This is a genomic window from Streptomyces sp. CB09001, assembly GCF_003369795.1.
Taxonomy (GTDB): domain Bacteria; phylum Actinomycetota; class Actinomycetes; order Streptomycetales; family Streptomycetaceae; genus Streptomyces.
Map to the genome: position 1 here is coordinate 6030627 of NZ_CP026730.1, position 25200 is coordinate 6055826.

General features: G+C 74.3%; 22 protein-coding genes. 12 read left to right on the forward strand and 10 right to left on the reverse strand.

Translation table 11 applies throughout. The annotated features are described in order from the left end of the window. The first annotated feature begins 15 nt into the window (after nucleotides 1-15). The 4 genes from C4J65_RS28000 to C4J65_RS28015 all read left to right on the forward strand — a co-directional run bounded on the left by C4J65_RS28000 (nucleotide 16) and on the right by C4J65_RS28015 (nucleotide 4734). Nucleotides 16-1335 carry a radical SAM protein gene (locus tag C4J65_RS28000; RefSeq protein WP_115744888.1) on the forward strand — a complete coding sequence of 440 codons (1320 nt, stop codon included), beginning with the start codon at nucleotides 16-18 and terminating at the stop codon, nucleotides 1333-1335. A gap of 244 nt (nucleotides 1336-1579) precedes the next feature. Beyond that, the gene (rsgA, locus tag C4J65_RS28005; protein WP_115744889.1) at nucleotides 1580-2683 is read left to right on the forward strand and encodes a ribosome small subunit-dependent GTPase A; all 1104 of its coding nucleotides are present in this window, start codon (nucleotides 1580-1582) and stop codon (nucleotides 2681-2683) included. A 21-nt stretch (nucleotides 2684-2704) separates the two neighbouring features. Then, the gene (locus tag C4J65_RS28010; protein ID WP_240330539.1) at nucleotides 2705-4177 is read left to right on the forward strand and encodes an AlkA N-terminal domain-containing protein; all 1473 of its coding nucleotides are present in this window, start codon (nucleotides 2705-2707) and stop codon (nucleotides 4175-4177) included. Further along, nucleotides 4174-4734: a methylated-DNA--[protein]-cysteine S-methyltransferase gene (locus tag C4J65_RS28015; RefSeq protein ID WP_115744890.1), complete on the forward strand. Its 561-nt coding sequence runs from the start codon at nucleotides 4174-4176 to the stop codon at nucleotides 4732-4734. Before C4J65_RS28010 ends, C4J65_RS28015 begins: the two co-directional genes overlap by 4 nt. On the opposite strand, the gene C4J65_RS28020 is transcribed toward C4J65_RS28015, so the two are convergent. Further along, nucleotides 4697-5179, reverse strand: a complete 483-nt coding sequence (locus tag C4J65_RS28020; protein ID WP_115744891.1) for a DUF456 domain-containing protein — start codon at nucleotides 5177-5179, stop codon at nucleotides 4697-4699. The two genes, C4J65_RS28015 and C4J65_RS28020, sit on opposite strands and share 38 nt — an antisense overlap. Before the next feature lie 61 nt (nucleotides 5180-5240). Continuing rightward, nucleotides 5241-6224, reverse strand: a complete 984-nt coding sequence (locus tag C4J65_RS28025) for a LuxR family transcriptional regulator (protein ID WP_115744892.1) — start codon at nucleotides 6222-6224, stop codon at nucleotides 5241-5243. 289 nt (nucleotides 6225-6513) lie between these two features. Between C4J65_RS28025 and C4J65_RS36420 the strand changes: the two genes are divergently transcribed. The 3 genes from C4J65_RS36420 (at nucleotide 6514) to C4J65_RS28040 (ending at nucleotide 10689) form a co-directional block, all read left to right on the forward strand. Beyond that, a complete protein-coding gene (locus C4J65_RS36420) occupies nucleotides 6514-8373 on the forward strand; it encodes a protein phosphatase 2C domain-containing protein (RefSeq protein ID WP_205351079.1) in 1860 nt (619 codons plus the stop codon). 28 nt (nucleotides 8374-8401) lie between these two features. Beyond that, nucleotides 8402-10144 carry a pyruvate dehydrogenase gene (locus C4J65_RS28035; protein WP_115744894.1) on the forward strand — a complete coding sequence of 581 codons (1743 nt, stop codon included), beginning with the start codon at nucleotides 8402-8404 and terminating at the stop codon, nucleotides 10142-10144. A gap of 128 nt (nucleotides 10145-10272) precedes the next feature. After that, nucleotides 10273-10689: an ATP-binding protein gene (locus C4J65_RS28040; RefSeq protein WP_205351080.1), complete on the forward strand. Its 417-nt coding sequence runs from the start codon at nucleotides 10273-10275 to the stop codon at nucleotides 10687-10689. A gap of 57 nt (nucleotides 10690-10746) precedes the next feature. Here the strand turns inward: C4J65_RS28040 and C4J65_RS28045 are convergent, their stop codons facing one another. Then, nucleotides 10747-11811 carry a DUF2637 domain-containing protein gene (locus C4J65_RS28045; RefSeq protein ID WP_115744895.1) on the reverse strand — a complete coding sequence of 355 codons (1065 nt, stop codon included), beginning with the start codon at nucleotides 11809-11811 and terminating at the stop codon, nucleotides 10747-10749. A gap of 257 nt (nucleotides 11812-12068) precedes the next feature. Next, nucleotides 12069-12914 (reverse strand): (2Fe-2S)-binding protein, encoded by an 846-nt coding sequence (locus C4J65_RS28050; protein WP_115744896.1) that lies wholly within the window; start codon nucleotides 12912-12914, stop codon nucleotides 12069-12071. Nucleotides 12915-13083: 169 nt separating this feature from the next. Between C4J65_RS28050 and C4J65_RS28055 the strand changes: the two genes are divergently transcribed. Further along, nucleotides 13084-13899, forward strand: coding sequence for a GntR family transcriptional regulator (locus tag C4J65_RS28055; RefSeq protein WP_115744897.1), 816 nt, complete (start codon nucleotides 13084-13086; stop codon nucleotides 13897-13899). 123 nt (nucleotides 13900-14022) lie between these two features. Here C4J65_RS28055 and secD read toward each other — a convergent pair whose 3' ends face one another. The 4 genes from secD to C4J65_RS28075 all read right to left on the reverse strand — a co-directional run bounded on the left by secD (nucleotide 14023) and on the right by C4J65_RS28075 (nucleotide 18714). Beyond that, nucleotides 14023-16431 (reverse strand): protein translocase subunit SecD, encoded by a 2409-nt coding sequence (gene secD / locus C4J65_RS28060; RefSeq protein ID WP_115744898.1) that lies wholly within the window; start codon nucleotides 16429-16431, stop codon nucleotides 14023-14025. A gap of 83 nt (nucleotides 16432-16514) precedes the next feature. Next, nucleotides 16515-16901: a hypothetical protein gene (locus C4J65_RS28065; RefSeq protein ID WP_115744899.1), complete on the reverse strand. Its 387-nt coding sequence runs from the start codon at nucleotides 16899-16901 to the stop codon at nucleotides 16515-16517. A gap of 98 nt (nucleotides 16902-16999) precedes the next feature. Beyond that, a complete protein-coding gene (locus C4J65_RS28070; protein WP_115744900.1) occupies nucleotides 17000-17758 on the reverse strand; it encodes a response regulator transcription factor in 759 nt (252 codons plus the stop codon). Nucleotides 17759-17766: 8 nt separating this feature from the next. Next, nucleotides 17767-18714 (reverse strand): HAMP domain-containing sensor histidine kinase, encoded by a 948-nt coding sequence (locus tag C4J65_RS28075; RefSeq protein WP_162833390.1) that lies wholly within the window; start codon nucleotides 18712-18714, stop codon nucleotides 17767-17769. 343 nt (nucleotides 18715-19057) lie between these two features. On the opposite strand from C4J65_RS28075, the gene C4J65_RS28080 reads away from it, so the two are divergent. The 4 genes from C4J65_RS28080 to C4J65_RS28100 all read left to right on the forward strand — a co-directional run bounded on the left by C4J65_RS28080 (nucleotide 19058) and on the right by C4J65_RS28100 (nucleotide 22049). Next, nucleotides 19058-19384 (forward strand): TraR/DksA C4-type zinc finger protein, encoded by a 327-nt coding sequence (locus C4J65_RS28080; RefSeq protein ID WP_115744901.1) that lies wholly within the window; start codon nucleotides 19058-19060, stop codon nucleotides 19382-19384. A 53-nt stretch (nucleotides 19385-19437) separates the two neighbouring features. Next, nucleotides 19438-19818: a TraR/DksA C4-type zinc finger protein gene (locus C4J65_RS28085; RefSeq protein ID WP_115744902.1), complete on the forward strand. Its 381-nt coding sequence runs from the start codon at nucleotides 19438-19440 to the stop codon at nucleotides 19816-19818. Then, nucleotides 19815-20639, forward strand: coding sequence for a rod shape-determining protein (locus C4J65_RS28090; RefSeq protein WP_162833391.1), 825 nt, complete (start codon nucleotides 19815-19817; stop codon nucleotides 20637-20639). The genes C4J65_RS28085 and C4J65_RS28090 overlap by 4 nt, the downstream gene beginning before the upstream one ends. 759 nt (nucleotides 20640-21398) lie before the next feature. Beyond that, nucleotides 21399-22049, forward strand: a complete 651-nt coding sequence (locus tag C4J65_RS28100) for a hypothetical protein (protein WP_115744904.1) — start codon at nucleotides 21399-21401, stop codon at nucleotides 22047-22049. Nucleotides 22050-22071: 22 nt separating this feature from the next. Here the strand turns inward: C4J65_RS28100 and C4J65_RS28105 are convergent, their stop codons facing one another. After that, entirely contained in the window at nucleotides 22072-22860 is a 789-nt protein-coding gene (locus C4J65_RS28105) for a hypothetical protein (RefSeq protein WP_115744905.1), read from the reverse strand. Between the two features lie 470 nt (nucleotides 22861-23330). Continuing rightward, complete coding sequence (locus C4J65_RS28110) at nucleotides 23331-25040, reverse strand: PucR family transcriptional regulator (protein WP_115744906.1); 1710 nt, start codon at nucleotides 25038-25040, stop codon at nucleotides 23331-23333. Nucleotides 25041-25200: the final 160 nt, after the last annotated feature.

Sequence of the window (25200 nt, forward strand, 5' to 3'; positions counted from 1 at the left end):
GGGAGGAGACACGGGATGGACAGCCGTACCGCGCTGGTCGAGGATCTGATGGAGCGGTTCCCGCACGTACCGCGCGAGGCCGTCTTCAAGGAGGACCTGCTGCGCGGCGGTGTCGCCTTCGACCCCTCCGCCCTCAGCGACAATGAGGACGGCGAGGTCAAGCCGAAGTCGTACTTCATCTTCTCCTTCGACCACGGCACCCTGCCCGAGCTGGGCGAGGCCGCCCTGCGCCGCCCGCCCGAGGAGATCATCCTCACCGGCGGCCCCTACGACCTGCGCCGCACCGTCGTCTCGGTCCGCGTGAACCCGGCCTCCCCCTACCGCGTCGCCGCGAACGGGGACGGTGTCCTCGGTCTCTACCTGGACGGCAAACGGATCGCCGACGTCGGTGTGCCGCCCATGCCCGAGTACTACCGGCACAAGCTCTCCAACGGGAAGTCGGTCATGGAGGTGGCCCCGACCATCCAGTGGGGCTACCTGATCTACCTGACCGCGTTCCGCGTCTGCCAGTACTTCGGCGCCAAGGAGGAGTGCCAGTACTGCGACATCAACCACAACTGGCGCCAGCACAAGGCGGCGGGCCGGCCGTATACGGGCGTGAAGGACGTCGACGAGGTCCTCGAGGCGCTGGAGATCATCGACAAGTACGACACCGCCAGGATCTCCACCGCGTACACGCTCACCGGCGGCGCGATCACCTCGAAGGTCCAGGGTCTCGACGAGGCCGACTTCTACGGGCGGTACGCCAAGGCCATCGAGGAGCACTTCCCCGGCCGCTGGATCGGCAAGGTCGTCGCCCAGGCCCTGCCCAAGCCGGACGTCCAGCGCTTCAAGGACTACGGCGTGCAGATCTACCACCCCAACTTCGAGGTGTGGGACGAGTACCTGTTCAAGATGTACTGCCCCGGCAAGGAGCGGTACGTCGGCCGCGACGAGTGGCACAAGCGCATCCTGGACTCCACCGAGGTCTTCGGCGCCCGCAACGTCATCCCCAACTTCGTCGCGGGCGTGGAGATGGCCGAGCCCTTCGGCTTCAAGACCGTCGACGAGGCCATCGCGTCCACCACCGAGGGCCTGCGCTTCTTCATGTCGCACGGCATCACGCCCCGCTTCACCACCTGGTGCCCCGAGCCCACCACCCCGCTGGGCAAGACCAACCCCGACGGCGCCCCGCTGGAGTACCACATCCGGCTGCTCCAGGCCTACCGCCAGACCATGGAGGACTTCGGCCTCTCCTCGCCCCCCGGCTACGGCCCGCCCGGCGCCGGCAACGCGGTCTTCTCGGTCAGCTCCTTCATGGACAGCCTGCCGGAGGACGCGGCCGTCGAGGTGTGAGCGGACGGTTCGTGGATATTGGGTGGCGCGTCCCCTGGGCGCGCGACTAAGGTGACCGATGTTCGAGCGGCGGCCCCACCGGCCGCCGACAGGGGTTTTGCCGAGGAGGTGTCGACCAATGGCTGTCACTGTGACGGGCGCTGCCCGCATCCAGGAGTCCATCGAGTCCACCTCCGTGGCCACCGGCTGATCTCAGCCGCTCCCTGAGTCCTCGCGCCGGGGCCGCACCCTGAAGGGTCACCCCTTGACTTCCACGTCTTCCACCTCCGACTACTCCGCCCTGTCCTCCTACGGCTGGGACGACGCGTGGGCCGACGCGTTCGCGCCGTACGCCGCCGAAGGGCTGCTGCCCGGCCGGGTCGTCCGCGTCGACCGCGGGCAGTGCGACGTCGTCACCGCGGACGGCCTCGTGCGGGCCGACACCGCGTTCGTCACCCCCAACGACCCGCTGCTGGTGGTCTGCACCGGCGACTGGGTCGCCGTCGACCCCGAGGGCGGCAACCCGCGCTACGTACGGACGTATCTGCCGCGCCGTACCGCCTTCGTGCGCTCCACCTCCTCCAAGCGGTCCGAGGGGCAGATCCTCGCGGCCAACGTCGACCAGGCGATCGTCGCCGTGTCGCTCGCGGCCGAGCTGGACCTGGCCCGGATCGAACGCTTCCTCGCCCTCGCCTGGGAATCGGGGGCGCAGCCCGTGGTCGTCCTCACCAAGGCCGACCTCGTGCCCGACCCGGTGACCCTGGCGTACCTCGTCCAGGACGTGGAGACCGCCGCGCCCGGCGTGCCGGTGCTGTCCGTCAGCGCCGCGCAGGGCGAAGGGCTCGACGTGCTCGCCGCCGTCGTCTCCGGGGGCACCGCGGTGCTGCTCGGACAGTCCGGCGCCGGGAAATCCACCCTCGCCAACGCGCTGCTCGGCGAGGACGTCATGGACGTCCAGGCCATCCGCGACGTCGACGGCAAGGGCCGGCACACCACCACCACCCGCAACCTCCTCGCCATGCCCGGCGGGGGCGTGCTGATCGACACCCCGGGGCTGCGGGGCGTCGGGCTGTGGGACGCGGGCAGTGGGGTGGACCAGGTGTTCGCCGAGATCGCGGAGCTGGCCGAGGAGTGCCGGTTCCACGACTGCGCCCACGAGAGCGAGCCGGGCTGTGCCGTGCTCGCCGCCATCGACAGCGGCGAGCTGCCGGAGCGGCGGCTGGAGAGCTACCGCAAGCTCATCCGGGAGAACCAGCGCATCGTCGCCAAGACCGACGCCCGAATGCGGGCCGAGATCCGCAAGGAGTGGAAGCGGCGGGGCGCCATCGGCAAGGCGGCGATGGAGGCCAAGAGGAGCGGCCTGCGGTAGTCCGCCGGCCACTCCACCGTGATGTCCGATTTCCGCCAGCCCGGTCCGCCGGTCTGGCGGAGACTGGACGGCGTGACACAGACAGCGGAGCACGAGAAGACGCGCGAGGACGTCCGGTACGAGGCCGTGCGGAGCCGGGACGCCCGGTTCGACGGCGCGTTCTTCTTCGCCGTCGAGACGACCGGCATCTACTGCCGGCCCAGCTGCCCCGCGGTCACACCGAAGCGGCGCAACGTGCGGTTCTTCGCGACGGCCGCCGCCGCGCAGGGCTCGGGTTTCCGGGCCTGCCGGCGGTGCCGTCCCGACGCCGTGCCGGGCTCCGCGGACTGGAACGTCCGCGCCGACGTCGTCGGCCGGGCCATGCGGCTGATCGGTGACGGTGTCGTGGACCGGGAGGGCGTCGCCGGACTCGCCGGCCGGCTCGGCTACAGCGCCCGCCAGGTGCAGCGGCAGCTCACCGCCGAGGTGGGCGCCGGACCCGTGGCCCTCGCCCGCGCCCAGCGGGCGCACACCGCGCGGGTCCTGCTGCAGACCACCGGCCTGCCGGTCACCGAGATCGCCTTCGCGTCGGGGTTCGCCAGCGTGCGGCAGTTCAACGACACCGTCCGGGCCGTGTACGCGGCCACCCCCAGCGAACTGCGCGCCGCCGCCCCGGCCCGCGACCGGGCCGCCCGGCGCACGGCCACCCCCTCCGCCGGTGTCCCGCTGCGCCTCGCCCACCGCGGCCCCTACCAGCCCGGCCCCGTCTTCGACCTGCTCCAGCGGGAGGCCGTCGCCGGGGTGGAGGAGGTGAGCGGCGAAACCGGCCACCGCCTCTACCGGCGCACCCTGCGCCTGCCGTACGGCACCGGGATCGTCGCCGTCCAGGAGCGGCCGGGTCGGGCGGGTGCGGGCAGCGGCGGCTGGCTCGACGCCCGCCTCCACCTCACCGACCTGCGCGATCTGACCACCTCCGTACAACGGCTGCGACGGCTGTTCGACCTCGACGCCGACCCGTACGCCGTCGACGAGCGGCTCGCCGCCGACCCCCGGCTCGCCCCGCTGGTCGCCGCCCGCCCCGGACTGCGCTCACCGGGCACCGCCGACCCCGACGAACTGGCCGTGCGGGCCCTGGTGGGGCGCGCGGAGGCCGAGCGGCTCGTCCAGCGGTACGGCAAGGTGCTCGACGCGCCCTGCGGCACCCTCACCCATCTCTTCCCCGAACCGGCCGTCCTCGCCGAGGCCGCGCCCGACGGCACCCCGGGCGTGCTCGCCGCCGCCCTCGCCGACGGCGCCGTACGCCTGGACCCGGGCGCCGACCGGGACGCGGCCGAACGCGCCCTGCTCGCTCTGCCCGGCCTGGACGCCCCTACCGTCGCCGTCGTGCGCACCCGCGCCCTCGGCGACCCGGACGTCGCCCCGCCCGGCTCCGCCGTCCCCGACACCTGGCGCCCCTGGCGCTCGTACGCACTGAACCACCTGCGCGCAGCAGGAGAGTGGGAGAACGACCGATGACCACGAGCACGACCACGACCACGAGCACGAGCATCCCCGTCGAGACGTACTGGCACGAGGTCGACAGCCCCGTCGGGCGGCTGCTCCTCACCGCCGCCTCCGACGGCGCGCTCACCTCCCTCTCCGTGCCCGGGCAGAAGGGCGGCCGGACCGTCCGGGACGGGTGGCGGCCCGACGCCGGGCCCTTCCGGGCGGCCGAGGAGCAGCTCGGCGCCTACTTCGCCGGGGAGCTGACGGAGTTCTCGCTGCCGCTGCGCGCGGAGGGCACCGCCTTCCGGGAGCGGGTGTGGGCCGCCCTGGACGACGTGCCCTACGGGGCGACGACGACATACGGCGAGATCGCCGCGCGCATCGGCGCCTCGCGGCCCGCGGTACGCGCCGTCGGGGGCGCGATCGGCGCGAATCCGCTGCTGATCCTGCGCCCCTGCCACCGGGTGATCGGCGCCGACGGCTCCCTGACCGGGTACGCGGGCGGACTGGAACGCAAGACGCGGCTGCTGTCGCTGGAGGGCGCCCCGCTCAGCCGGCCAGCACCGCTCCCAGCCACGCCCCGGTGATCAGCAGGCAGGCGAACAGCTCGGTCAGCAGGTCGGCGCCGCCCTGGCGCATCGCCGTCCGCAGCGACGCCATCGCCTCGCCGTGCCGCCCCAGCCGCAGCCGCTCGGCGAGGTAGATGCCGCCCATGAAGCCGGGGATCGCGCCGAGCACGGGGACCAGGACGAAGCCGAGGACGGCGCCCGCGCCCGCGTACGCCGTCAGCCGGCGCATGGCCTCGTCCCGGCGTTTCCTGCGGGTCGGCAGTGCCCAGCGCACCGCCCGGGACAGCAGGAGCACGACGGTGGCGCCGACCAGGACCGCCCACGCGAGCGGCTGCGGATCCTTCAGCGCCCACCACAGGACCCCGGCCCACACCAGCCACGATCCCGGCACGCCGGGCAGCAGGACGCCGCACAGCCCGAGCAGAATGACCAGGCCGGCCAGCAGGAGGTCCCACGCTCCCATCTGTCCAGGGTGCAGGAGTCCGGCCCGGTTCGCAGAAGTCGGCCCGGTCGGCGAGGTCGGCTCAGTGCTTTCTGGCCACCCAGTCCCTCTCGTAGGCGTGCCAGCCCAGCTGGAGCCGGGTCGTGACCCCGGTCAGCTCCATCAGGCGCTTCACCCGCCGCTGCACGGTCCGCAGGCCCAGGTCGAGCTGCTTGGCCACGCTCGCGTCGGTCAGTCCGGCGAGCAGCAGGGAGAGGATCTCCAGATCGGTGCCGTCGGGGCCGTCGGGGGCCTGCTCGGTCACGCCGGAGGCACCCAGGCGCAGCGGGAGGGCGTCCCGCCACACGACCTCGAACAGGCCCGACAGCAGTTCGAGCAGGCCGCTGGAGTGCACCACCAGCGCGGCGGGCTCCGAGGAGCGCGCGGTGAGCGGGACCAGGGCGAGGGAGCGGTCGGCCACGATCAGCTTGGTCGGCACCCGGTCCACGACCCGGACCTGCTCGTCGCGGCCCAGCGCGGCGGTCAGCTCGGTGATGCCGGTCGGCAGGTCGAGGACCGACCGCTCGACCACCACCCGGTAGCGGACACCGCGCCCGGTGGCCTGTTCCTCCGCGTCGTTCTCCATGCCGGTCACGGCCACCGGCTTGTCGGTGACCAGCGCGCACACCTCGTCGCCGGCGCCGAGCTGGAGCTGGAGGAATCGCTGGGCGACGGCCCCGGCGCCGGTCACCACCTCCACCAGGTCGTGCACCGCGGGCTCGGCCGCCGCCGCCCGGTACTCCTCCGCCAGCAGCGCCGCCGCCAGCTCCGCCCGCTCCAGCTCGTGCCGCTGCTGGGTGAGCAGGGCGCCCAGCGCGACGCCCGGCGGGGCCGCGACCCAGCGTCCCGGGCGGGCCGAGGACTGGGCGGCGAGCCCGTTCTGCTCCAGCCGGCGCAGCGCGCGCTCGGTGTCCCGCTCGCCGAGCGCCAGCCGCCTGGCCAGATCCGGTACGTCTGCCGCGCCCACCGACACCAGCGCCCGGTACGCGGCCTCGTGCGTGTCCTCCAGCCCCAGCACTCCCAGCATCAGGTGTCGCCCCTCCCCAGAACCATGCCCACCTCCACCTGCGCGGACGCCCGTGGCGGAAAACGGCCACGGCGCAAAGCCGCCTCGGGACATCATCGCCGTACCGCCGGTCACTCTGCCAAGGTGGCGTCGCCGGGCGGTCCTCCCGTGGGGGGTGGGGCCGCTCGGCCGCCCCACCCCGCAGAACTGTTCGACGCGTCCCCCGACACGCCGCCCGGCGCACGCCGGCCCGCCCCGAATTTCCCGATGCCCCGTTTTCATCCGGGCCCATCGGTGGACAATCAGGAGCATGAGTCAGCAGGGGGGAAGGCCCACCGGTCCCACCGGTCCCATCGGACCTGAGGACGACTGGTGGGGGCAGCTGTACGACGACTCCACCGACGACACCGGCCCCACGGCCGCGCCCGATTCCCTCGACGACCGCTTCGCCTCGGCGGCGGGCACGCTGGCCCGCGGACCGGCGGCCCCCGGCCCCGGCGAGCCGACGCACCCGACGCCACCACCGTCCCCCACCGCGCCCGAACCGGGACGGCCCTGGTGGTCCCGGACCCCGCCCGCCGTCCCCGGCCCCCGCACCGGGGACGACGCCCCACGGGGCAGTGCTGGACGCGCCGGGGGAGCGGCGGCCGAGGGCACCGGCTCGGGAGGACGCGGCCGGTACGGGTCTCCGGGCTCCCCGGGGGCGGGTGACGGCGGGCCCGGGGACGGTGGGCCCTCGCCGGCTGCCGGGCCGTCCCGGCCCAGGGCTCCCTGGGAGCCTCCGTCCGCGACATCCGCCGGTCCGAGGAGCTTTCCGGCCGCGGGTCCCGAGCCCGGCGGTACGGGCGCCCCCGGCGCGCGACGGCCCACGCCCGCCGGAGCTCCGCCGCCGGGTGAACCGTCCGGTCCCGTGGCGCCGGGAGCGGGGTCGGTGTGGTCGGGGAGCGGGCACTCCGGCGCGCCGTCCGTCCCGGCGGGGGCGCCGCCGGCCGGGAGGACCGGTTCCGCGTCGCCCCCGGTGCCGGGTGCCGGGCGGCCTCCCGCGCCGAGGCGGCCGGACCCGCGTGGACCGACCACGTCGGGGTCCGGTGCCGGTGACCTCAGAGAGCCGCCCGAGGCGGTTCCGCCGCCCCGGGCCGTGTCCGGCCTGCCCCCGCTTCCGCCGCCCTTCCTCCCCTCCTCGGACGCCGCCGACCGCGACTACGTCGGCAGCGGGCCGCCCACCTACGACGCCGCGCCCAGCGCGCTGCCGCCCGCCGATCCCGACGGCCTCGACGGGCTGGTCCCGGACACCGTGCTGGAGGGCGCCCGGTACGGGACGTGCACGCTGCGGGCCGTCTCCGTGCGCGGGGACTCCGCCCGCTACCGGGGCGAGCCGCGGCGCGACGCGCTGCTCGTCGCCCGGTTCGGCGCGGGCGAGCAGGCGCTGATCCTGGTGGCGATGGCGACCGGCGCCCGTGCCACCGCCGGGGCGCACCGGGCGGCGGCCGAGGTGTGCCGGTGGATCGGGCGGGCCGTGGGCCGCAGCCACGCCCGGCTCGCCGAGGACCTGCGGGCCGCCCGGCGCGGCGACCTGAAGTCCGGCCTGCACCGCCTCACCGACCGCAGCCTCGGCCGGCTCCGGGCGGGGGCCGCCGAACAGGGCCTGGCCCCGGACGAGTACGCGGCCACCCTGCGCTGCCTGCTGCTGCCCGCGGACCCCGGGTGCCGCACGCGGGTGTTCTTCGGCGTCGGCGCGGGCGGACTGCTCCGGCTGCGGGACGGCGCCTGGCAGGACATGGAGCCGGACGCCGGTGACGTCACCGGAGAGCCCGTCCTCGGCTTCGGCTCCGCGCCGAGCGACGCGCCGAGCGAGACGCCCGAGGGCGACCGGCTCACCATGGACCTCGGCATCACCACGCCCCCGGGCCCGTACGACGGCCCGCCCGCCGGGCCGCCCCGCGAGCCCTTCCGCTTCCGGGCCTCCGTAGCCCGCCCGGGTGATGTGCTCCTGATGTGCACCGCGGGCCTCGCCGAGCCACTGCTGAGCGAGCCCGAGCTGGGCGAACTCCTCGCGCGGCGATGGGCGGGCCGCCCGGCGCCCGGACCGGGGGAGTTCCTCGCGGACAGCGGCGTACGGGTCAAGGGATACGCGGACGACCGTACGGCCGCCGCCGTTTGGGAGGCGTGAGACCGCTCGCTGTGGCATAGCTGGACCCATGGCCAAACAGAACGTCGCGGAACAGTTCGTCGACATCCTCACCCGCGCCGGGGTCGAGCGCCTCTACGGAGTGGTCGGGGACAGCCTCAACCCGGTCGTGGACGCCGTGCGCCGCCACTCCGGCATCGAATGGGTGCACGTGCGGCACGAGGAGACCGCAGCCTTCGCCGCCGGGGCGGAGGCACAGATCACGGGGAAGCTCGCCGCGTGCGCCGGCTCGTGCGGCCCCGGCAACCTCCACCTCATCAACGGGCTCTACGACGCCCACCGCTCGATGGCCCCCGTCCTCGCCCTCGCCTCCCAGATCCCGTCCAGCGAGATCGGGCTCGGCTTCTTCCAGGAGACCCACCCCGACCAGCTGTTCCGCGAGTGCAGCCACTACAGCGAGCTGATCTCCAGCCCGAAGCAGATGCCGAGACTGCTGCAGACCGCCATCCAGCACGCCGTCGGCCAGGGCGGCGTCAGCGTCGTCTCGCTGCCCGGCGACGTCGCGGACGAGCCCGCCCCGGAGAAGGCGGCCGAGACGGCGCTCGTCACCTCCCGGCCCACCGTCCGGCCCGGCGACGAGGAGATCGACCGGCTGGTGCGGATGATCGACGACGCCGACAAGGTCACCCTGTTCTGCGGCAGCGGCACCGCCGGCGCGCACGCCGAGGTCATGGAGTTCGCCGGGAAGCTCAAGGCACCGGTGGGGCACGCCCTGCGGGGCAAGGAGTTCATCCAGTACGACAACCCCTACGACGTCGGCATGAGCGGGCTGCTCGGCTACGGCGCCGCCTACGAGGCCACCCACGAGTGCGACCTGCTGCTCCTGATCGGCACCGACTTCCCGTACAACGCCTTCCTCCCGAACGACGTGAAGATCGCCCAGATCGACGTCCGGCCCGAGCACCTGGGACGGCGCTCCAAACTGGACCTCGCGGTGTGGGGCGACGCGCGGGAGACGCTGCGCTGCCTGATCCCGCGGGTGAAGGAGAAGAAGAGCCGCCGCTTCCTCGACCGGATGCTGAAGAAGCACGCGGACGCGCTGGAGGGCGTCGTCAAGGCGTACACCCGCAAGGTCGACAAGCACGTCCCGATCCACCCCGAGTACGTGGCCGCCCTGCTCGACGAAATGGCCGACGACGACGCGGTGTTCACCGTCGACACCGGGATGTGCAATGTCTGGGCGGCCCGCTACATCTCGCCCAACGGACGCCGCCGCATCATCGGTTCCTTCTCCCACGGTTCGATGGCGAACGCGCTGCCGATGGCGATCGGCGCCCAGTTCACCGACCGGCGCCGGCAGGTCGTGTCGATGTCCGGCGACGGCGGATTCACCATGCTGATGGGCGACTTCCTCACCCTCGTCCAGCACGACCTCCCGGTGAAGGTCGTCCTCTTCAACAACTCCTCGCTCGGCATGGTGGAGTTGGAGATGCTCGTGGCCGGCCTGCCCTCGCACGGCGTGGCCAACAAGAACCCCGACTTCGCCGCCGTCGCCGAGGCCTGCGGCGTCTTCGGCGTCAGGGTGGAGAAGCCCAAGGACCTGGCCGGGGCGCTGAAGGCGGCCTTCAAGCACAAGGGCCCCGCCCTCGTCGACGTCGTCACCGACCCCAACGCCCTGTCCATCCCGCCGAAGATCAGCGCCGACATGGTCACCGGCTTCGCCCTGTCCGCCTCGAAGATCGTGCTGGACGGCGGCGTCGGACGCATGGTCCAGATGGCCCGTTCGAACCTGCGCAACGTCCCGCGTCCGTGACCGTACGGACAGCCGGTCCGAATCCGGATGACTGGCGAGGGCCCGAACGGGCAAGGCTTTCCCCGTGAAGTTGTTCGACCGGAGCGGGACAGACGGGGGGAGACGACATCAGCGCGCCGACGGGGGACATGAAGGAGCAGGCGGTGCCACAGCTCAGGCGGCGGCTCGGCCGGGCGGACCTGCGGGCGGTGCCCGAGGCCCGGCGGGCACTGCGTGAACTGCTGCGGCACTGGGGTGGGCCCGGGCAGTCGGAGGTCGCGGAGCTGCTCGCCAGCGAGCTGGTCACCAACGCGCTCGTGCACACCGACGAGGGCGCCGTCCTGACCGCGACGGTCGGGCCGCGTGCCCTGCGGGTCGAGGTACGGGACTTCGTGGGCCGGGGCCGGCAGCCCCGGCCGCGCGCACCGCAGCGGGAGGAGAGCACCAACGGCAGAGGGCTGGTCCTGGTCGAGTCGCTCGCCGACGACTGGGGCGTACAGCCCTGTGAGGTGGGCAAGTCGGTCTGGTTCGAACTGGGCGCGGCAGCGGGTGCGGAAGCGGCCTGAGGCGCCGGGCAGACCGGCGCCTCAGACCATCGGCATCACTTGCGGTGCGCGCTCGGCCTAGCCGAACTGCTGCTCCAGGTCCTTGAGCTTGCGCTCCAGGGAGTCCAGGCGGGGCAGGGCCTGGGTGTCGTCCTCCGCGGTGAGGTCGACGGTCCCCACGGTCATCTGCTCAGACCCGCTCCGCACGGGCTGCAGGGAGGGCCGCCGGCTCGCCGCGGGCAGTTGCTCCGGGGTCGATATGGCAGGCTCCGCGGCGGCGCGTTCCGAGCCCCGCTCGACCTGCTGCACCTCGACCTCGACCTGACGGCCGCCGCGCCCGGGGAAGCCGCGGTGGCCGTGGCCCCGGCTGATCGCCTTGAGCTGCGCCCGCTCCAGCCGCTCCTGCTCGCGCCGCCGGAGCTTCTTCTCCTCCTTCTGGCGCCGGTCGTCGCGCACCTCCTCGACGGCCTCGTCCAGGCTGCGCACACCCTCCAGGAGCATCAGCGACCAGGCGCGGTACGTCTCGCGGGGCGCGCGCAGCCAGCGGACCATGCGGATCTGCGGCAGCGGACGCGGCACCAGGCCCTGCTCGCGCAGGGCGGCCCGGCGGGTCTGCTTCAGGGCCCGGTCGAACAGCACCGCCGCCGACAGGGACATGCCCGCGAAGAAGTGCGGGGCACCCGCGTGCCCCAGGCCGCGAGGCGCGTGCACCCAGTTGAACCAGGCCGCGGCGAAGGCGAAGGCCCACACCAGTATCCGCGAGCCGAGCGCCGCGTCTCCGTGGCTGGCCTCGCGCACCGCGAGGACGGAGCAGAACATCGCCGCACCGTCGAGACCGAACGGGACCAGGTACTGCCAGCCGCCGCTCAGGCCGAGGTTCTGCTCGCCGAAGCCGACCAGACCGTGGAAGGAGAGCGCCGCGGCGACCGCGGCACAGCAGAAGAGCAGGACGTAGGAGAAGGTGCCGTAGAGGGCCTCCTTGCGCCGGCGGCGCTCCTCCATGCGCTCCCACGAGTCGTCCGCGCCCGCGTCCTTCCCCGAGGAACGCTTGCCGCGCGCGAGCACCGCCACCGCCGCCAGCATGCCCAGGAGCAGCACGGCGCCCGGAAGCAGCCAGTTCAGCGATATGTCGGTCAATCTCATCTGGGGTCCCTTGCAGTGGGATAGGGCGTAACGCCCGCCATGGTGGCCCAAACCCAGCGGCCCTCAGGGGGTTTCGGGGCAAGAGGCCGCCAAGGGAGTGCAGAGGGGGTGCCCAGGGCGGCGTTCTGCTCGAACTGCCGCGTGAGGGGCGGGAGTTGAGTTCGATTAAGACTACCCGTACGGGTGGTTCCACGGAAAGTTCCCGCGACGTGTGGGGGAGTTGTGGAACAACGCGGACGATCTTAGCTGACGGCCGCTCAGCCCGTCGCGGCGAGCAGCCTGTCCACGCGGTCGGCGTCACAGGTCCGCGGGCAGGTGGCGCAGGTGTCCTCGGGGCGCAGGGTGAAGAACATGCAGCAGCTCGCCCGGTCCCGGGTGTGCAGCGGTTCGCCGTCCGGCCCCTTCAGCTCGCGGAACGCCGCGTCCCCGACGTACGGCTTGGTCGCGCCCGGCAGCAGCAGCTCCAGCTCGTGCCGCGCCCGCTCCTGCTCGCCGAGCAGATGGGCGACGTACCACAGGCCTTCGACGACCTCATCGGTCGCCATTCCCCACAGCGCGCGTCCGCGCCGCCGCATCCGGGGGCCGAATCCGGCCAGGACCGGCTCCAGGTGCTCGGCGACCGCGGCCCGCACCTCGGCGCGCAGCGCCTCCTCGTCGGCGACCACCCGCGCGCCGGGCAGGCCGGCGGCGGAGTCGCCGGGGAGGCAGGCGAAGGACGCGGCACGCACCGCCATCCGCCCGAGCGGGAGCCCGGCGGCCGTGCGGTCGTAGGACACGTGGGCCGCGGGGTGGCGGGGCACCCGGCGGTGCAGGAACCACGGCACGGTGATCAGCAGGCAGGCGGGCCACGCGTACCGGTGCAGGCCGAAGCTCGCGATCACGTCCGGCCGGGCCCGCTGTCCGTAATCCCGCAGCACCTGGGCCTCGTCCCAGGCCAGGAAGCCCGCCAGCTCCGACCCGCCCGCGGCGAGGGAGGCGGCCGTGACCCAGCCGTCGCCGCCCGGGACCTCGTCGGCCGCGGCCAGTTCGGTCACGCCCAGCCCGGGGAGGACCTCGTTCAGGCGCGCGTAGGCGTCCGTGAGGGCCGTGCGGGCGACAGGCATGCGGGACCACCGATCCACGTCGGGACAACGGGCTGCTTAAAGGTAAGCCTTACCTTACTCAATATGTTCTTGGATTTGAACTGACGGCCCCTGCGCTTATGGTGCTTGACGGACAGGTGACAACCCGCCGTAATGACCCCAAGTACCGACACGTCCCGCAGGAGGACCCGTGAAGCACAGCGCGCAGGGCGCCGCAAGAACGGGTGCGGGTACGGGTACGGCGGCCGAAGCGGTGCGGATCCCGGTGCAGCCGGGAGCTGCGGACGGGGCACGGAACCGGGCCCCCGGCGGCGGCGAGCCGGACGGCTCGGCACGCGGCGAGCACACCCACGGCGAACCGCCGCTGCCCCGCCCGCGGGCCCTCGTCCAGCGTTCCTCCGTGCGCGGGCAGATCCTCGCCGCCCTGCGCTCCGCGCTGGGCACCGGTGAACTGCGGCCCGGCGAGGTCTACTCGGCCCCGGTGCTCGGCGAGCGGTTCGGCGTCTCGGCCACACCCGTGCGGGAGGCCATGCAGCAGCTCGCCCTGGAGGGCGCCGTCGAGGTCGTCCCCAACCGGGGCTTCCGCGTCCTCGAACGCGGTGACCGTGAGCTGTCCGAGCTGGCCGAGGTCCGGGCCCTGATCGAGGTCCCGGTGTGGCTCCGGCTGGCCCGCACGGTGCCCGCCGAGCACTGGGCGGAGCTGCGCCCCCTCGCCGAGGCCACCGTCCGGGCCGCCTCCTCCGGCTGCCCGGCCACCTACGCCGAGGCCGACCGCGCCTTCCACCGCGCCGTGCTCGTGCTGGCCGGCAACGAACAGCTCGTCCGGATCGCCGGTGACGTGCACCGCCGCGCCCAGTGGCCGCCGGCCGGCTCGCCCTCCGTGCGCGGCCGGGCCGACCTGGTCGCCGACGCGCACCAGCACACCGCGCTGCTGGACGCGCTGATCGCCGGCGACCCGGACATGGTGCGGGCCCTGGTGGGGGAGCACTTCACGGGCACGTCGTGAGCCGGAGGCCCGGGATGGGTGCACTCGCCGGCGTTTGCCGGGTGCCGCTGCGCCCACCCGTGCCGCCCCAGCGGCACGACTGCCCGCAGCGGCGGCGAGCGCCGCGGGCCTGTCTGCCCGCCGCTAACGGACCTCCTGCCGTTCCGTGCGGCTCGTGGGTACCTGCTTCCCCGGCTTCTGGGACTTCCCCGTGGCGCGCGCCCCGCCGCCCTTGCGGCGCCCGGGGCGGGAACCGGCGGCGTCGCGGTTGTGCAGCTCGATGGCCAGCGGAGAGGCGGTGAAGACCGACGAGTACGTGCCGACCCCCACGCCGATCAGCAGCGCGAGCGCGAAGTCGGTGAGCGAGTCGTCGGCCAGGACCGCCAGCGAGGCGAGGATGAGCACCGCCCCCATGCCCGTGTTGACCGTGCGCGGCAGGGTCTGCAGGATCGCGTCGTTGGTGAGCCGGTCGAACGGCGTCTTCCGCTCCTTGCCCAGCAGTTCCCGGATGCGGTCGAAGAGCACCACCGAGTCGTTGACCGAGTAGCCGATCACGGTCAGCAGCGCCGCCAGGAACACCCCGTCGATCGGCTTGCCCAGCCAGGCGAACACACCCACCAGGATCACCACGTCGTGGGCGAGCGCGCCGACCGCCGCAGTGCCGAACAGCAGGCGGAACCGGACCGCCAGGTACGCCAGCTGCGCGGCCAGGGCCAGGCCGAGGGCGATCAGGGCGTCCCGGCGCAGCTCCTCGCCGAGGCTCGGTCCGATCAGTTCGTCGCGGACCTTCTCCGTCTCGCCGCCCAGTTCGGCGACGGCCTTCGTGACGGTCGCCGCCTCGGTGTCGGTCAGCTCCTCCGTGCGCACCGTGAGGTCGCCGTCGCCGGAGGACTGGACGACGGCGCGCGGGAAGCCCGCGTCGGCCAGGGCGTCCCGCGCCCGGTCGGGATCGACCTGGGTGGCGGTGGAGTACTCGATGAGCCGCCCCCCGGTGAACTCGATGCCGAAGTTCAGGCCCCGCACCAGGATGCCGGAGCCCGCCACCACGAGGACGATCAGCGAGGCCGCCAGCCAGCGGCGCGGCCGGCGCATCAGGAAGGGGTTGCGGCGCAGCAGGGCGTCCCGGACCGGGCCGGTCGAGGAGATGCCGGTGATGCGCGGGCGGCGGTAGACCGCCGGGCGGCTCGCGGCGAACTCGGCGAGCACCCGGGTGATCACCAGGGCGCTGACCATGGAGGCCAGCACACCGATGCCGAGCGTGACCCCGAAGCCCTTGACCGGACCGGAGGCCAGGAAGAACAGCAGGGCGGCGGCGATCAGCGTGGTGATGTTGGAGTCGGCGATCGCGCTGAAGGCGCTGCGGAAACCGGCGGTCAGCGCGGAGCGCGTACTGGGACGGGTCCGGGCCGCCTGTTCCTCGCGGGCCCGTTCGAAGACGAGGACGTTGGCGTCCACCGCCATGCCGATCGCCAGCACGAAGCCCGCGAGGCCCGGCAGGGTCAGGGTGGCGCCGACCGCGGCGAGGGCGGCGTAGGAGATCAGGCCGTAGCAGAGCAGGGCCACCGTCGCGAGGGCGCCCATCAGCCGGTAGACGACGATGATGAACAGCGCGGTCAGCGCGGTGCCGATGACGGCGGCCCAGGCACCGGCCGAGATGGCCTCGTCGCCCAGGGTGGCGCCGATGGTGCGCTGCTCGATCGTCTCGACCGGCACGGGCAGGGCGCCGCCCTTGACGAGCAGCGCCAGTTCGCGGGCCTCCGCGTCGTCGAAGGAGCCGGTGATCTGCGTGGAGCCGCCGGTGATGCCCGCCCCGCAGGCCACGGAGGGGTCGACCTGCGGCGAGGAGATGATCTTGCCGTCGAGCACGATGGCGACCCGGCGCTGGGGATCACCGGCCGGGTGGCAGGCCGCCTCGCCGGTCACCTGGGCCCACCGGTCGCTGCCGGCGTCCTTGAAGTCGACGGTGACGTGCCAGCCCGCGCCGTTCTGCTGGTCGAAGCGGGCGTCGGCGCCCTTGACGTCCTGCCCGGTCAGCGTGGCGTCCTTCAGCCGCAGGGACTGCCCGGACTCGTCCGGCAGCACCCGCTCGCCGTCCTTGGCGGTCGTGCCGTCGGTCTTGCCGTCGGCCCCGTCCCCGGGGCTCTCGGCCGGGCCGAGCACCGAGTGGACGGTGAGCTGCGCGGTGCGGCCCAGCACGTCGGCGGCCTTCTTCGGGTCCTGCACGCCGGGCAGCTCGACGACGACGCGGTTCTCGCCGGAGCGGACGATGGTCGGCTCGGCGACACCGAGGGCGTCGATGCGGCCGCGCAGCACCTCCACGGTGCGGTCGGTGGCCTCCCGGTCGGCCTTGGTGGTCTCGGTGGACTTGGTCTCCAGGACGATCTGGGTGCCGCCGCGCAGGTCGAGGCCGAGGCGGACCGGCACGGTCAGCGCGATGGCCACGGCCCCGGCCAGCACGACGAGCGCGACGAGCGCACGGACGTTCAGGGAACGCGACCGCGTACGGGAACGGGACCGCGTACGGGAACGGGAAGGGGGACGGGAGCGTTTCAAGACGGGCCTCCGGCGGGCACGCCGCGGCGGCGGCCGAGCGCGGCCGCGGCAAAAGAACGTGACGGGTGGTCGGGGTGTGCGTCTCAGATGCCGGAGGAGACGGGCGGCGCCCGGCCGCTGTCGTGGCTCGCGCGGCCGGGGGAGACCGGTACCGGACCAGGCGTGGCCGAGGTCCGGGCGTGGGCACCGGCGCCGCTACCGGCGTCGCGCCCCGCGGTGGCCGCGTGGTGGTCGGGGACCGTCGGGCGCTCGGCCAGGTGGTCGTGCCGGGCCCGGGACTGGGCGGCGCAGACCGGCGTACAGCCGTCGTCCGCGTGGAGGTCGAGGGCCGGGTGGGGCACGGCCGTGGCCGCGGCGGCCGCGAGGGGACCGCCGGGGCCCACCTGGGCGCCGGCCGCGGGCCAGGCCGGGACCAGCGGCAGCAGAACGGCCAGCAGCACCGTGAGCACCGTCGCGAGCCGGTTGCGCATGCACCGTTCCCTTCCGTGGTGGGTGAGCGGGCCGAGGGAGGGCCCGGGGCTCCGGCCGGGGAGTGGGCGGCCGAAGCCACGGGCGGTTCGGGGGACCGTCAGGGCTCGATGAGCCCGGCGCGGATGGCGTACCGGGTCAGTTCCAGGCGGTCGCGCAGGCCGAGCTTCTGCAGCAGGTTCGCCCGGTGCCGCTGGACGGTCTTGATGCTGATGAAGAGGATCTCGGCGATCTCCTTCGAGGAGTGGCCCTCGGCGACGAGCTTGAGGACCTCCTCCTCGCGCGGGGTGAGGATGTGGTCGGAGGTCTCCTCGCCGTGCCGTACCCGGTCGAGGTAGTTGCGGATGAGCGCGGTCACCGCGCCCGGATACAGGAAGGGCTCGTCGCGCATCGCGGCGCGGCAGGCGGCGACCAGGTCCCGGTCGGCGACCGACTTGAGCACGTATCCGCAGGCGCCCGACTTCAGGGCCTGGAACAGGTACTGCTCGTTGTCGTGCATCGTCAGCATCAGGATGCGCAGCCCCGGCTTCAGCGCGGCCAGTTCGCGGGCCGCCTGGAGACCGGTGAGGCGCGGCATCGCGATGTCCAGGACCGCGAGGTCGGCCTCGTGCGTCCGCGCCATGTCGATGGCCTCGGCGCCGTCTCCGGCCTCGGCGACCACCTCCAGGTCCGGCTCCCGGTCGAGGATGAGACGCACACCGCGGCGCACCAGCGCGTGGTCGTCGGCGAGCAGGATGCGGATCTTCGACGGGGCGGACGCGGGGGGTGTGCCGTACGCGGACGTCGTGGACGCCGGCGTCGCGGAGGCGCCGGCGGGGCGGCCGTGCGCGGACGGCTCGGGCAGGGACGGGTCGGACATGGTCGGGGCTACTTCCTGGGAAGGGGTGCGGTGAGCCGGATGCGGGTGCCGGCGCCGGGTGCCGAGGTGATGTCGAGGGCGGCCCCGATGAGCAGGGCCCGTTCCCGCATGCCGCGAATGCCGGCGCCCTCGTGCGCCGCCTCGATGCCGCGCCCGTCGTCGGCGACGGTGAGCGTCACCGCGCCGTCGGCCCGGGCCAGGCCCACCTCCAGGCGCTCGGCGTCCGCGTGGCGGGCGGCGTTGGTCAGGCTCTCCTGCGCCACACGGTAGAGGACCAGCTCGGTCTCGTGGTCCAGGACCGGCAGGTCGGCGTCGAAACGGCGCACCACCCGCAGACCGGTGTGGGTGGCGAAGTCGTGCGTGAGCGAGGACAGCGCGCTGATCAGGCCGAGGTCGTCCAGGACGCCCGGCCGCAGCCGGCGCACCAGGCGGCGGACCTCGTCCAGGCTCTCCCGGGTGATCTCCTGCGCCTGGTGCAGCTCGTCGCGCAGCGGCTCCTCGGCGTCGTCCGCGGCCCGCCCCAGGACCAGCAGGATCGCGGTCATGCTCTGCCCGACCTCGTCGTGCAGCTCCTGGGCGATGCGGCGCCGCTCCGCCTCCTGGGCGAGCAGGACGCGGGCACTGCTGGTGGCCCGCTCGTTCTCCAGGCGCTCCAGCATGGCGTTGAAAGTGCGGATCAGCTCCGGGACCTCACCGCCGCCGGAGATCGGCAGCCGCTGGCCGGGGCGCAGCAGGTCGACGGTGGTCATCAGCTTGGTGAGCCGCTCCAGCGGCGCCAGGCCCCAGCGCAGCAGGGCGCCGTTGGCCACCAGCATGACGCCCATGCCGAGCACGAGGACGACGGCCTCGGTCAGCAGGATCGGCACGGAGACGGTCACCGGAGCCCACAGCAGCAGCGCCGTGGCGAAGCCCAGCACCACCGCGTTGAGCCCGAAGATCCGCCAGAACAGGGACACCGGGGGTACGCCTCCTTCGGCGACGTGTCGACTTGGTACGCCTCTACTGTCGGTCATCGCGCACCCTCGGTGGGAGCTGCGGCCCAGGTAGCGACCGAGCAAGCGACCAGCGTGCTCCTCGCGGACCCGTCCGGTCGATGGGGCCCGACCCCCATTTCCGGCTCGCGGCATACCCATATGGCCGCCCCGGCGCACCGCGGAGTGGATCCCGCACCCCCGGGCAAATGGGTCCCGCGCCCGATGGGTTTCCCCGGACCGCCCGGCCAAGGTTGAGGATGACCGGGTCCGATCGGCCCGGCACTCGGCATACCCGCAGAACCTTCCGAGAAAAGGACCACTCATCGTGTCGCTCGACGCCTCCCGCATCGAACCCCGCCCCGAGCGGCTGACCGCTCACGAGGCGCGCCAGCGCCTCGAACACGCCCGCAACACCCGCGTCACCCAGCTGCAGGCCCTCGCCGAGAGCGGCCAGGCGGACGACCAGCTGATGTCCGCGCAGAAGGCCGCGATCGAGCGGGTGCTCAAGGAGATCGACGAGGCCTTCGCCCGGGTCGAGGACGGCACCTACGGCGCCTGCCTGGGCTGCGGCAAGCCCGTACCGGGGGAGCGCCTGGAAATCCTTCCCTACACGCGGTACTGCGTCGCCTGCCAGCGCCGCGCCGCCTCCTGACGCCCCCGCCCCCCCGTCCAGTACCGTCCCTCCCGCCCTGCCCAAGGGGTGAAGTGGTGAACAACCAGACCATCGGCGACCGCGACACGCGTCTGTCGCCCCTGTCGCCCGAGGACCTCGCCGCGCTCCGGGACAACCTCCAGGAGCAACGACTGTTCCGCGAGGAGCAGTTGCGGCAGATCGCGGCGTTCCCGTCCCGCACCGACGAGCTGATCCAGCGGCGGTCCGCCGCGCAGACCGAGGTCCGGGTCAAGCTGGCGGCCTCCGCGCGCATGGTCCTCGCCGACGTGGAAGCGGCGCTCGACCGCATCGCCGAGGGCCGTTACGGCCGTTGTCATCTGTGCCGGCGCGCCATCGACCGCGACCGCCTGGTGATCGTGCCGCAGGCCCGCTACTGCGCCCGCTGCCAGCAGGTGCGGGAGGCCGGACGATGACCGTGCTCCGGCGGCCCCGCGCCGCCCTGTCCCGGCACCGGCCCTGGCCGCTGTGCCGGCAGTGCAGCGGCGTCGCCCTCGACATGGGCAGCGCCCGTACCCGCGCCTGGGTCGCCGGGCGCGGGATGATCCTCGACGTACCCACGGTGACCTTCCCCGGCGCGGGCGCCGTGTACCCCATCCAGCGCGGCTCCATCGTCGACACCCAGGGCACGGCCCGGATGCTCGACCGGCTGCTGGGCCACCGGCTGCCGCGCTTCGCCCGTCCGGTGGTCGTGCTGACCGCGCCGGTCCTGGACGGGCTGGCCTACCGGACCGAGGCCCGTACAGCCGTGGAGGTGCTGCGCCCGCGCAGTGTGCTGACCGTTCCCAGCGCGCGTGCCGTGGCCCTCGCGGCGGGCGCCGACCTGACCCGGCCGCTGCTGGTGATGGACATCGGTGCCCATCTCACGGAGGTGGTGCTCCTGGTGGACGGCGCCGTCTTCGACGCCCGCCGCACGGCGCTCGGCACGGGTGACATCGACGACGCGACCCCGTCCGCGCGGATCGGCGAGGCGCTGGCCGACATGACGACCTCGATGCTGCGCCAGGACGGCACGTCCCTCACGGTCGAAGCGCTCGGCCGGGGACCGCTGCTGGCGGGCGGGGGAGCACTGCGCCCCGAGATCACCTGCCGGCTCGCCGACCGGCTGCACGTGCCGCTGCGCGCGGTACCGGCACCGCACACGGCGGCCGTACGCGGCGCCGCCAAGCTCCTGGAGGCCGCGCACACCCACCCGTCGACCACGGGCACGGACCCACCGGACGGCCACCCGCACTGACCCGGCGCCGGGCCGGTCCCCGTCGCCGGTCCGTCTCCCGATACGGCGGGGTGCGGACCGGGGGCCGAGGTGTCGGCCGTTCGTCCGTGGCACGGGCGTCGTTCCGCCGGTGGGGTCGCGTGCACCGCTGGGGTGCCGGGCCGGTCTCGGTCGTCGGTCCGTTCCCGGTAGGGCGGGGTGCGGGCCGGGCGTCGAGGTGCGGGCCGGGCGTCGAGGTGTCGGTCGTTCGTCCGTGGCACGGGCGCGGTTCCCCGGTGGGGTCACGTGCACCGCTGGGGTGCCGGGCCGGTCTCGGTCGCAGGTACGCCGGAGCCCGGGACCCGCACTTCGGCGCCCGGTCACCCACCCCGGAAGACGGGCCCCGCCCTCCCGGCCGCCGCACGGGAACCGGTTGCCGGAACCGGTTCCGGGCCACGGCACCGGCGCGGGACGCCGGCCGTCGGGCGCGGCCCGGAGGCTCCGGTGTCCACCACTCGTCCGGCGGGCCGGGGCACCGCTCGCCCTCGGCCCGCCGGACCGGAAGCACCGCCCCCAGACCTCCCGCAAGCCGACCCCACCCCCCGATCATCGCCCCGTCCCCGTCCCCGTCCTCGTCCCCGTCCTCGTCCCCGTCCCCGTCCTCGTCCTCGTCCCCGTCCCGTCCCCGTCCCCGTCCCCGTTCGTACGGCCGGCGCCCGCCCCGGCGTCGGCCGTACCCCGCGTCTCGCGCGGGCGACCGCGCGACCCCGACGATCGTCCCGTCCAGGAAGGAGGCACCCCGTGGCCGGAGAGATTCCTCAGGCCCAGCCACCACCCGCCGATCCGGATCCCGATCCCGACCGCGGAAGGTACCCGTACCTCCTGCTGTGGCGGTGGCGGCGCAACCCGCTGCGGCGGCCGAGCGACCGGCTGCGGGCGTGGGTCTCGCTCGGGCTCGTGCTCGCCGTGCTGGTGGCGGCCCCGGCCGCGATGTTCGGGGTCGGCGACAGCGCGTACCGGCACTACCGGAGCACCGCCGAGCACGAGCAGCGGACCCGGGACCACCGCCCCGCGGTCCTGACCCACGACGCCCCACGCCATCCCGAGCCGGGTTCGGACGAGGCGAAGAAGACCCGCTACCCGGTCCCGGTCCGCTTCACCGGCCCCGACGGGGCGAGCAGGACCGGGAAGACCGAGGTCGAACCGGGCCTGCCGGCCGACAGCACCGTCCTGGTCTGGGTCGACGACGAGGGCCGGATCACCGAGCCGCCGCTGACCGCGGAGCAGATCCGCAGCCGCACCATGGGCTGGGCGATCCTCGCGTTCCTGGGCGTCGTCATCACCGGCCTCGCCGCCCACGCCGCCACCGGCCTCGTACTGCACCGGCGCAACCTCGCCCAGTGGGACGCGGCCTGGGCCAACACGGCCCCGCGCTGGAGCCGGTTCCCGTGACGCCCGTCCGGGCGCGGGTCCCTCACGCCGTCGCCGCGCCCGCCGCCGGCGGCGTCAACTGCCGCGCCAGCCACGTCGGCACGCCGCCCAGCAGCCGGAACAGCCGCCGCGCCTCCTCCCGCAGCCGGGACGCCTCCGGCTCCGACTCGGCGTCCGCGAGCGAGGCCAGCGCCGGGGCCGTACCGACGAGGTACCCCAGCTCCTCGCGGATCCGCAGCGACTCCGCGAAACCGTGCCGCGCCTCGGCCAGCTCCCCCTCCCGCAGGGCGAGTCCGGCCAGATGCCGCCAGGTGAAGGACTGGAGCAGCGGGTCGGCGTGCGCGGTGGCACCGGCATGGGCCCGCCGGTACGCCGCGCGGGCGGCCTGCGGCGAGCGGGTCAGGTTCTCCGCGAGCAGCCCCCGCCGGAAATCCAGCAGCGCCCGCCCCCCGGCCCCCGGCGCGATCAGCGCCGCCGCCCGGCCCAGCGCGGCCCGCGCCTCGTCGGCCCGGTCGCGCACCCCGTGCACCGTGGCGGCGTAGGCGAGCTGCCCCCGTTCGCACGCGGCTGCCCCGCGCTCGTCGTCGGTGTGCGCCAGGGCCTCGGCGGTGCGCAGCGCGTCCTCGGCCTCGGCCCAGCCCTGCTCGGTGTACAGGCACCGCTCCACCAGCAGCGCGGTCCGCTGCAAGGCGGTGTCCGCGGTGACCGGCTCCAGCAGGGCGGCCGCGTCGGCCCAGCAGGCGCGCGAGCGCAACCGCCATACCGCGGTCTGGAGCGGATCGTCACCTTCGGTCGTTCCCGAGCCAGAACCAGCCATGGCGGAATGCGCCACGTCGCCCTCCCCTTAGCACGCCATCGAGCTCTCGAGTGGTGGCCGCATCTCAGCACGGATCCGGCGGCCCGGCCAAGGGGATGGGTGAAAGATTTCACAAAGTCGTGGACTTCGGGCCGTCGAGGTTTGGGAAGGCGCGGGGCTCTTCGGCGCCTTCCGCGCGCCCCGCGGCCCCGGAGGTGTCGGAGGCGAAGGCCGCGCCGACGCCGCGGCCGGAACCGCCGCGCCCCGCGGGATCTTGGCGGGGTCGCGGGGTCTGGCACGCCCGTCTGCGGCGTTGTCGCCGGTTGCCAACCCCCCCCACCCTCGAAACTTCCCCCACCCTCGGCTTCCCCCACACTCGGCTCCCCCACGCGGGGACCCCGTCGCGTTGCCGCCCTCCTCCGTCTTGCAGCTGCACGCGCCGGACCCCGCCCGGATCGGCCACACGGCACCGTCTCCCGGAGCCGGCCTGATCCAGACGACGCCCCCTAGCTCATCCGCAGGGCCAGGAAGAAGTCCAGCTTGTCCTCCAGGCGCGACAGATCACGCCCCGTCAACTGCTCGATGCGTCCGACGCGGTAGCGCAGCGTGTTGACGTGCAGGTGCAGCCGGTTCGCGCAGCGCGTCCAGGATCCGTCGCTGTCGAGGAACGCCTCCAGTGTCGGAATCAGCTCGGCGCGGTGGCGCCGGTCGTAGTCCCGCAGCGGGTCCAGCAGCCGGGCGGTGAAGGCCCGCCGCACGTCGTCGGGGACGAAGGGGAGCAGCAGCACGTGCGAGGCCAGCTCCTGGTGGCCGGCCGCGCAGACCCGGCCGGGGCGGGCCGCGGCGACCCGGCGCGCGTGCCGGGCCTCCTCCAGTGCCCCGCGCAGCCCCTCCGCCGAGTGCACGGCCGCGCTGACGCCGAGCGTGACCCGCCCGTCGCCGTCCAGCCCCGCCGCCAGCGGCTCCCGCACGGATGCGAGCAGCGCCTCCGCGAGGACCCCGGTCTCGGAGCCGTCGTGCTCGCTGGAGACCGCCGGCAGCGGGACCAGGGCGACCGCCTCCTCACCGGTGTGCGCCACGGCGATACGGTCCGACTGCTCGGGGCCGGCGGCGTGCGGGTCGACGAGGATCTCCTCCAGCAGGGTCTGCGCGACCCGGCCGGTCTGCTCGTCGCCGTCCTCCCACTCCACCCGGGCCACCACGACCTGCCAGTGCGGCGCGGCGCCGAGGCCCGGCAGCAGCACCGGCGCCGCCACCCGGAGCCGGGCCGCGATCTCGGCCGGCGCGGCGCCCGTCTGCACCAGCTCCAGGACCTCCTGGGCGAGGCGCCGCCGCACCGTGCGCGCCGCGTCCCGCCGGTCCCGCTCGACCGCGATCAGCTGGGTGACGCCGTACAGCAGGTCGAGGCGCTCCTCGGCCCAGTCCCCGGCGTCCGCCTCCACCACCAGCAGCCAGTCGGACAGCACCGTCTCGCGCACGTCACGCCCCGCACCGGCGCCCTGCGGCGAACGCGCACCCGGGGGCGTGACCGGGGGCTGTCCCCGGCCGCGCACCGGGAAGAGGCTGTACGTCGTGGAGCCCACGGTCACCCGGTGCGGCGCGCGCCGGCCCGTACGGGTGGCCGCGAGGTGCTCGGCCGCCAGCTCGGCGCACACCTCAGCGGAGAGCGCGGGCTCCGCGTCCTTCGGCCCGGCGACCTGCCGCCCGGTGGGGGAGAGCACCCACGCCCGCAGGTCGAGGTCGGAGCCGAGCAGGTCCAGGACCACGTCGGGGCCGCCGCCCGCCGGTCCCGAGGTCATCATCCGGCGGTGCCGGTCCACCACCGCCGCGAGGTCCCCGGCCCGCTCGCCGGACACCTGCCGCACGACGTGCTCGGTGATCGTCGCGAAGGCCACCGACTCGTGCACCGCGAACAGCGGCAGCCGGTGCCGCGCGCACGCCACCACCAGGTCCTCCGGCACGTCCCCCAGCTCCGCCTCACCGGCGGCCAGCGCGGCCACCTGGGCCTGCACCAGGAGACGGACGAACGGCTCGGAGTCCGCGGCGCCACGACGCCAGGCCAGGCCGGTGAGCACCAGCTCGCCGCCCGAGAGGTAGCGGCTGGGGTCCCGCAGGTCGGTGGTCATCACACCCCGGACCGTGCGGTCCAGCTCGTCCTCGCCGCCGAGCAGCTTGAGGCCCAGCGCGTCGGTCTCCAGCAGTGCGCGCAGCCGCATTCTCGTCGCCGCCGTTCTTTGTCTCGAAGTGTTCCAGGTCACGCGGCTGTGTCGCCCGATTCCAGAGGAGAGCAGGGAGGCAATGGAGCACCTCCGTTCATACGAATCTACAAGATGCCCGCCCTGGCCAGCCAACTCCTTCATGGTTTCTGCGACTGAC

What these genes read in the sequence shown, in the direction of transcription:
- C4J65_RS28000 (WP_115744888.1), top strand. Translation starts at nt 16, where the DNA reads ATGGACAGCCGTACCGCGCTGGTCGAGGATCTGATGGAGCGGTTCCCG.
- C4J65_RS28010 (WP_240330539.1), top strand. Translation starts at nt 2,705, where the DNA reads ATGTCCGATTTCCGCCAGCCCGGTCCGCCGGTCTGGCGGAGACTGGAC.
- C4J65_RS28015 (WP_115744890.1), top strand. Translation starts at nt 4,174, where the DNA reads ATGACCACGAGCACGACCACGACCACGAGCACGAGCATCCCCGTCGAG.
- C4J65_RS28020 (WP_115744891.1), bottom strand. Translation starts at nt 5,179, where the DNA reads ATGGGAGCGTGGGACCTCCTGCTGGCCGGCCTGGTCATTCTGCTCGGG.
- C4J65_RS28025 (WP_115744892.1), bottom strand. Translation starts at nt 6,224, where the DNA reads ATGCTGGGAGTGCTGGGGCTGGAGGACACGCACGAGGCCGCGTACCGG.
- C4J65_RS36420 (WP_205351079.1), top strand. Translation starts at nt 6,514, where the DNA reads ATGAGTCAGCAGGGGGGAAGGCCCACCGGTCCCACCGGTCCCATCGGA.
- C4J65_RS28035 (WP_115744894.1), top strand. Translation starts at nt 8,402, where the DNA reads ATGGCCAAACAGAACGTCGCGGAACAGTTCGTCGACATCCTCACCCGC.
- C4J65_RS28040 (WP_205351080.1), top strand. Translation starts at nt 10,273, where the DNA reads ATGAAGGAGCAGGCGGTGCCACAGCTCAGGCGGCGGCTCGGCCGGGCG.
- C4J65_RS28045 (WP_115744895.1), bottom strand. Translation starts at nt 11,811, where the DNA reads ATGAGATTGACCGACATATCGCTGAACTGGCTGCTTCCGGGCGCCGTG.
- C4J65_RS28050 (WP_115744896.1), bottom strand. Translation starts at nt 12,914, where the DNA reads ATGCCTGTCGCCCGCACGGCCCTCACGGACGCCTACGCGCGCCTGAAC.
- C4J65_RS28065 (WP_115744899.1), bottom strand. Translation starts at nt 16,901, where the DNA reads ATGCGCAACCGGCTCGCGACGGTGCTCACGGTGCTGCTGGCCGTTCTG.
- C4J65_RS28070 (WP_115744900.1), bottom strand. Translation starts at nt 17,758, where the DNA reads ATGTCCGACCCGTCCCTGCCCGAGCCGTCCGCGCACGGCCGCCCCGCC.
- C4J65_RS28090 (WP_162833391.1), top strand. Translation starts at nt 19,815, where the DNA reads ATGACCGTGCTCCGGCGGCCCCGCGCCGCCCTGTCCCGGCACCGGCCC.
- C4J65_RS28110 (WP_115744906.1), bottom strand. Translation starts at nt 25,040, where the DNA reads ATGCGGCTGCGCGCACTGCTGGAGACCGACGCGCTGGGCCTCAAGCTG.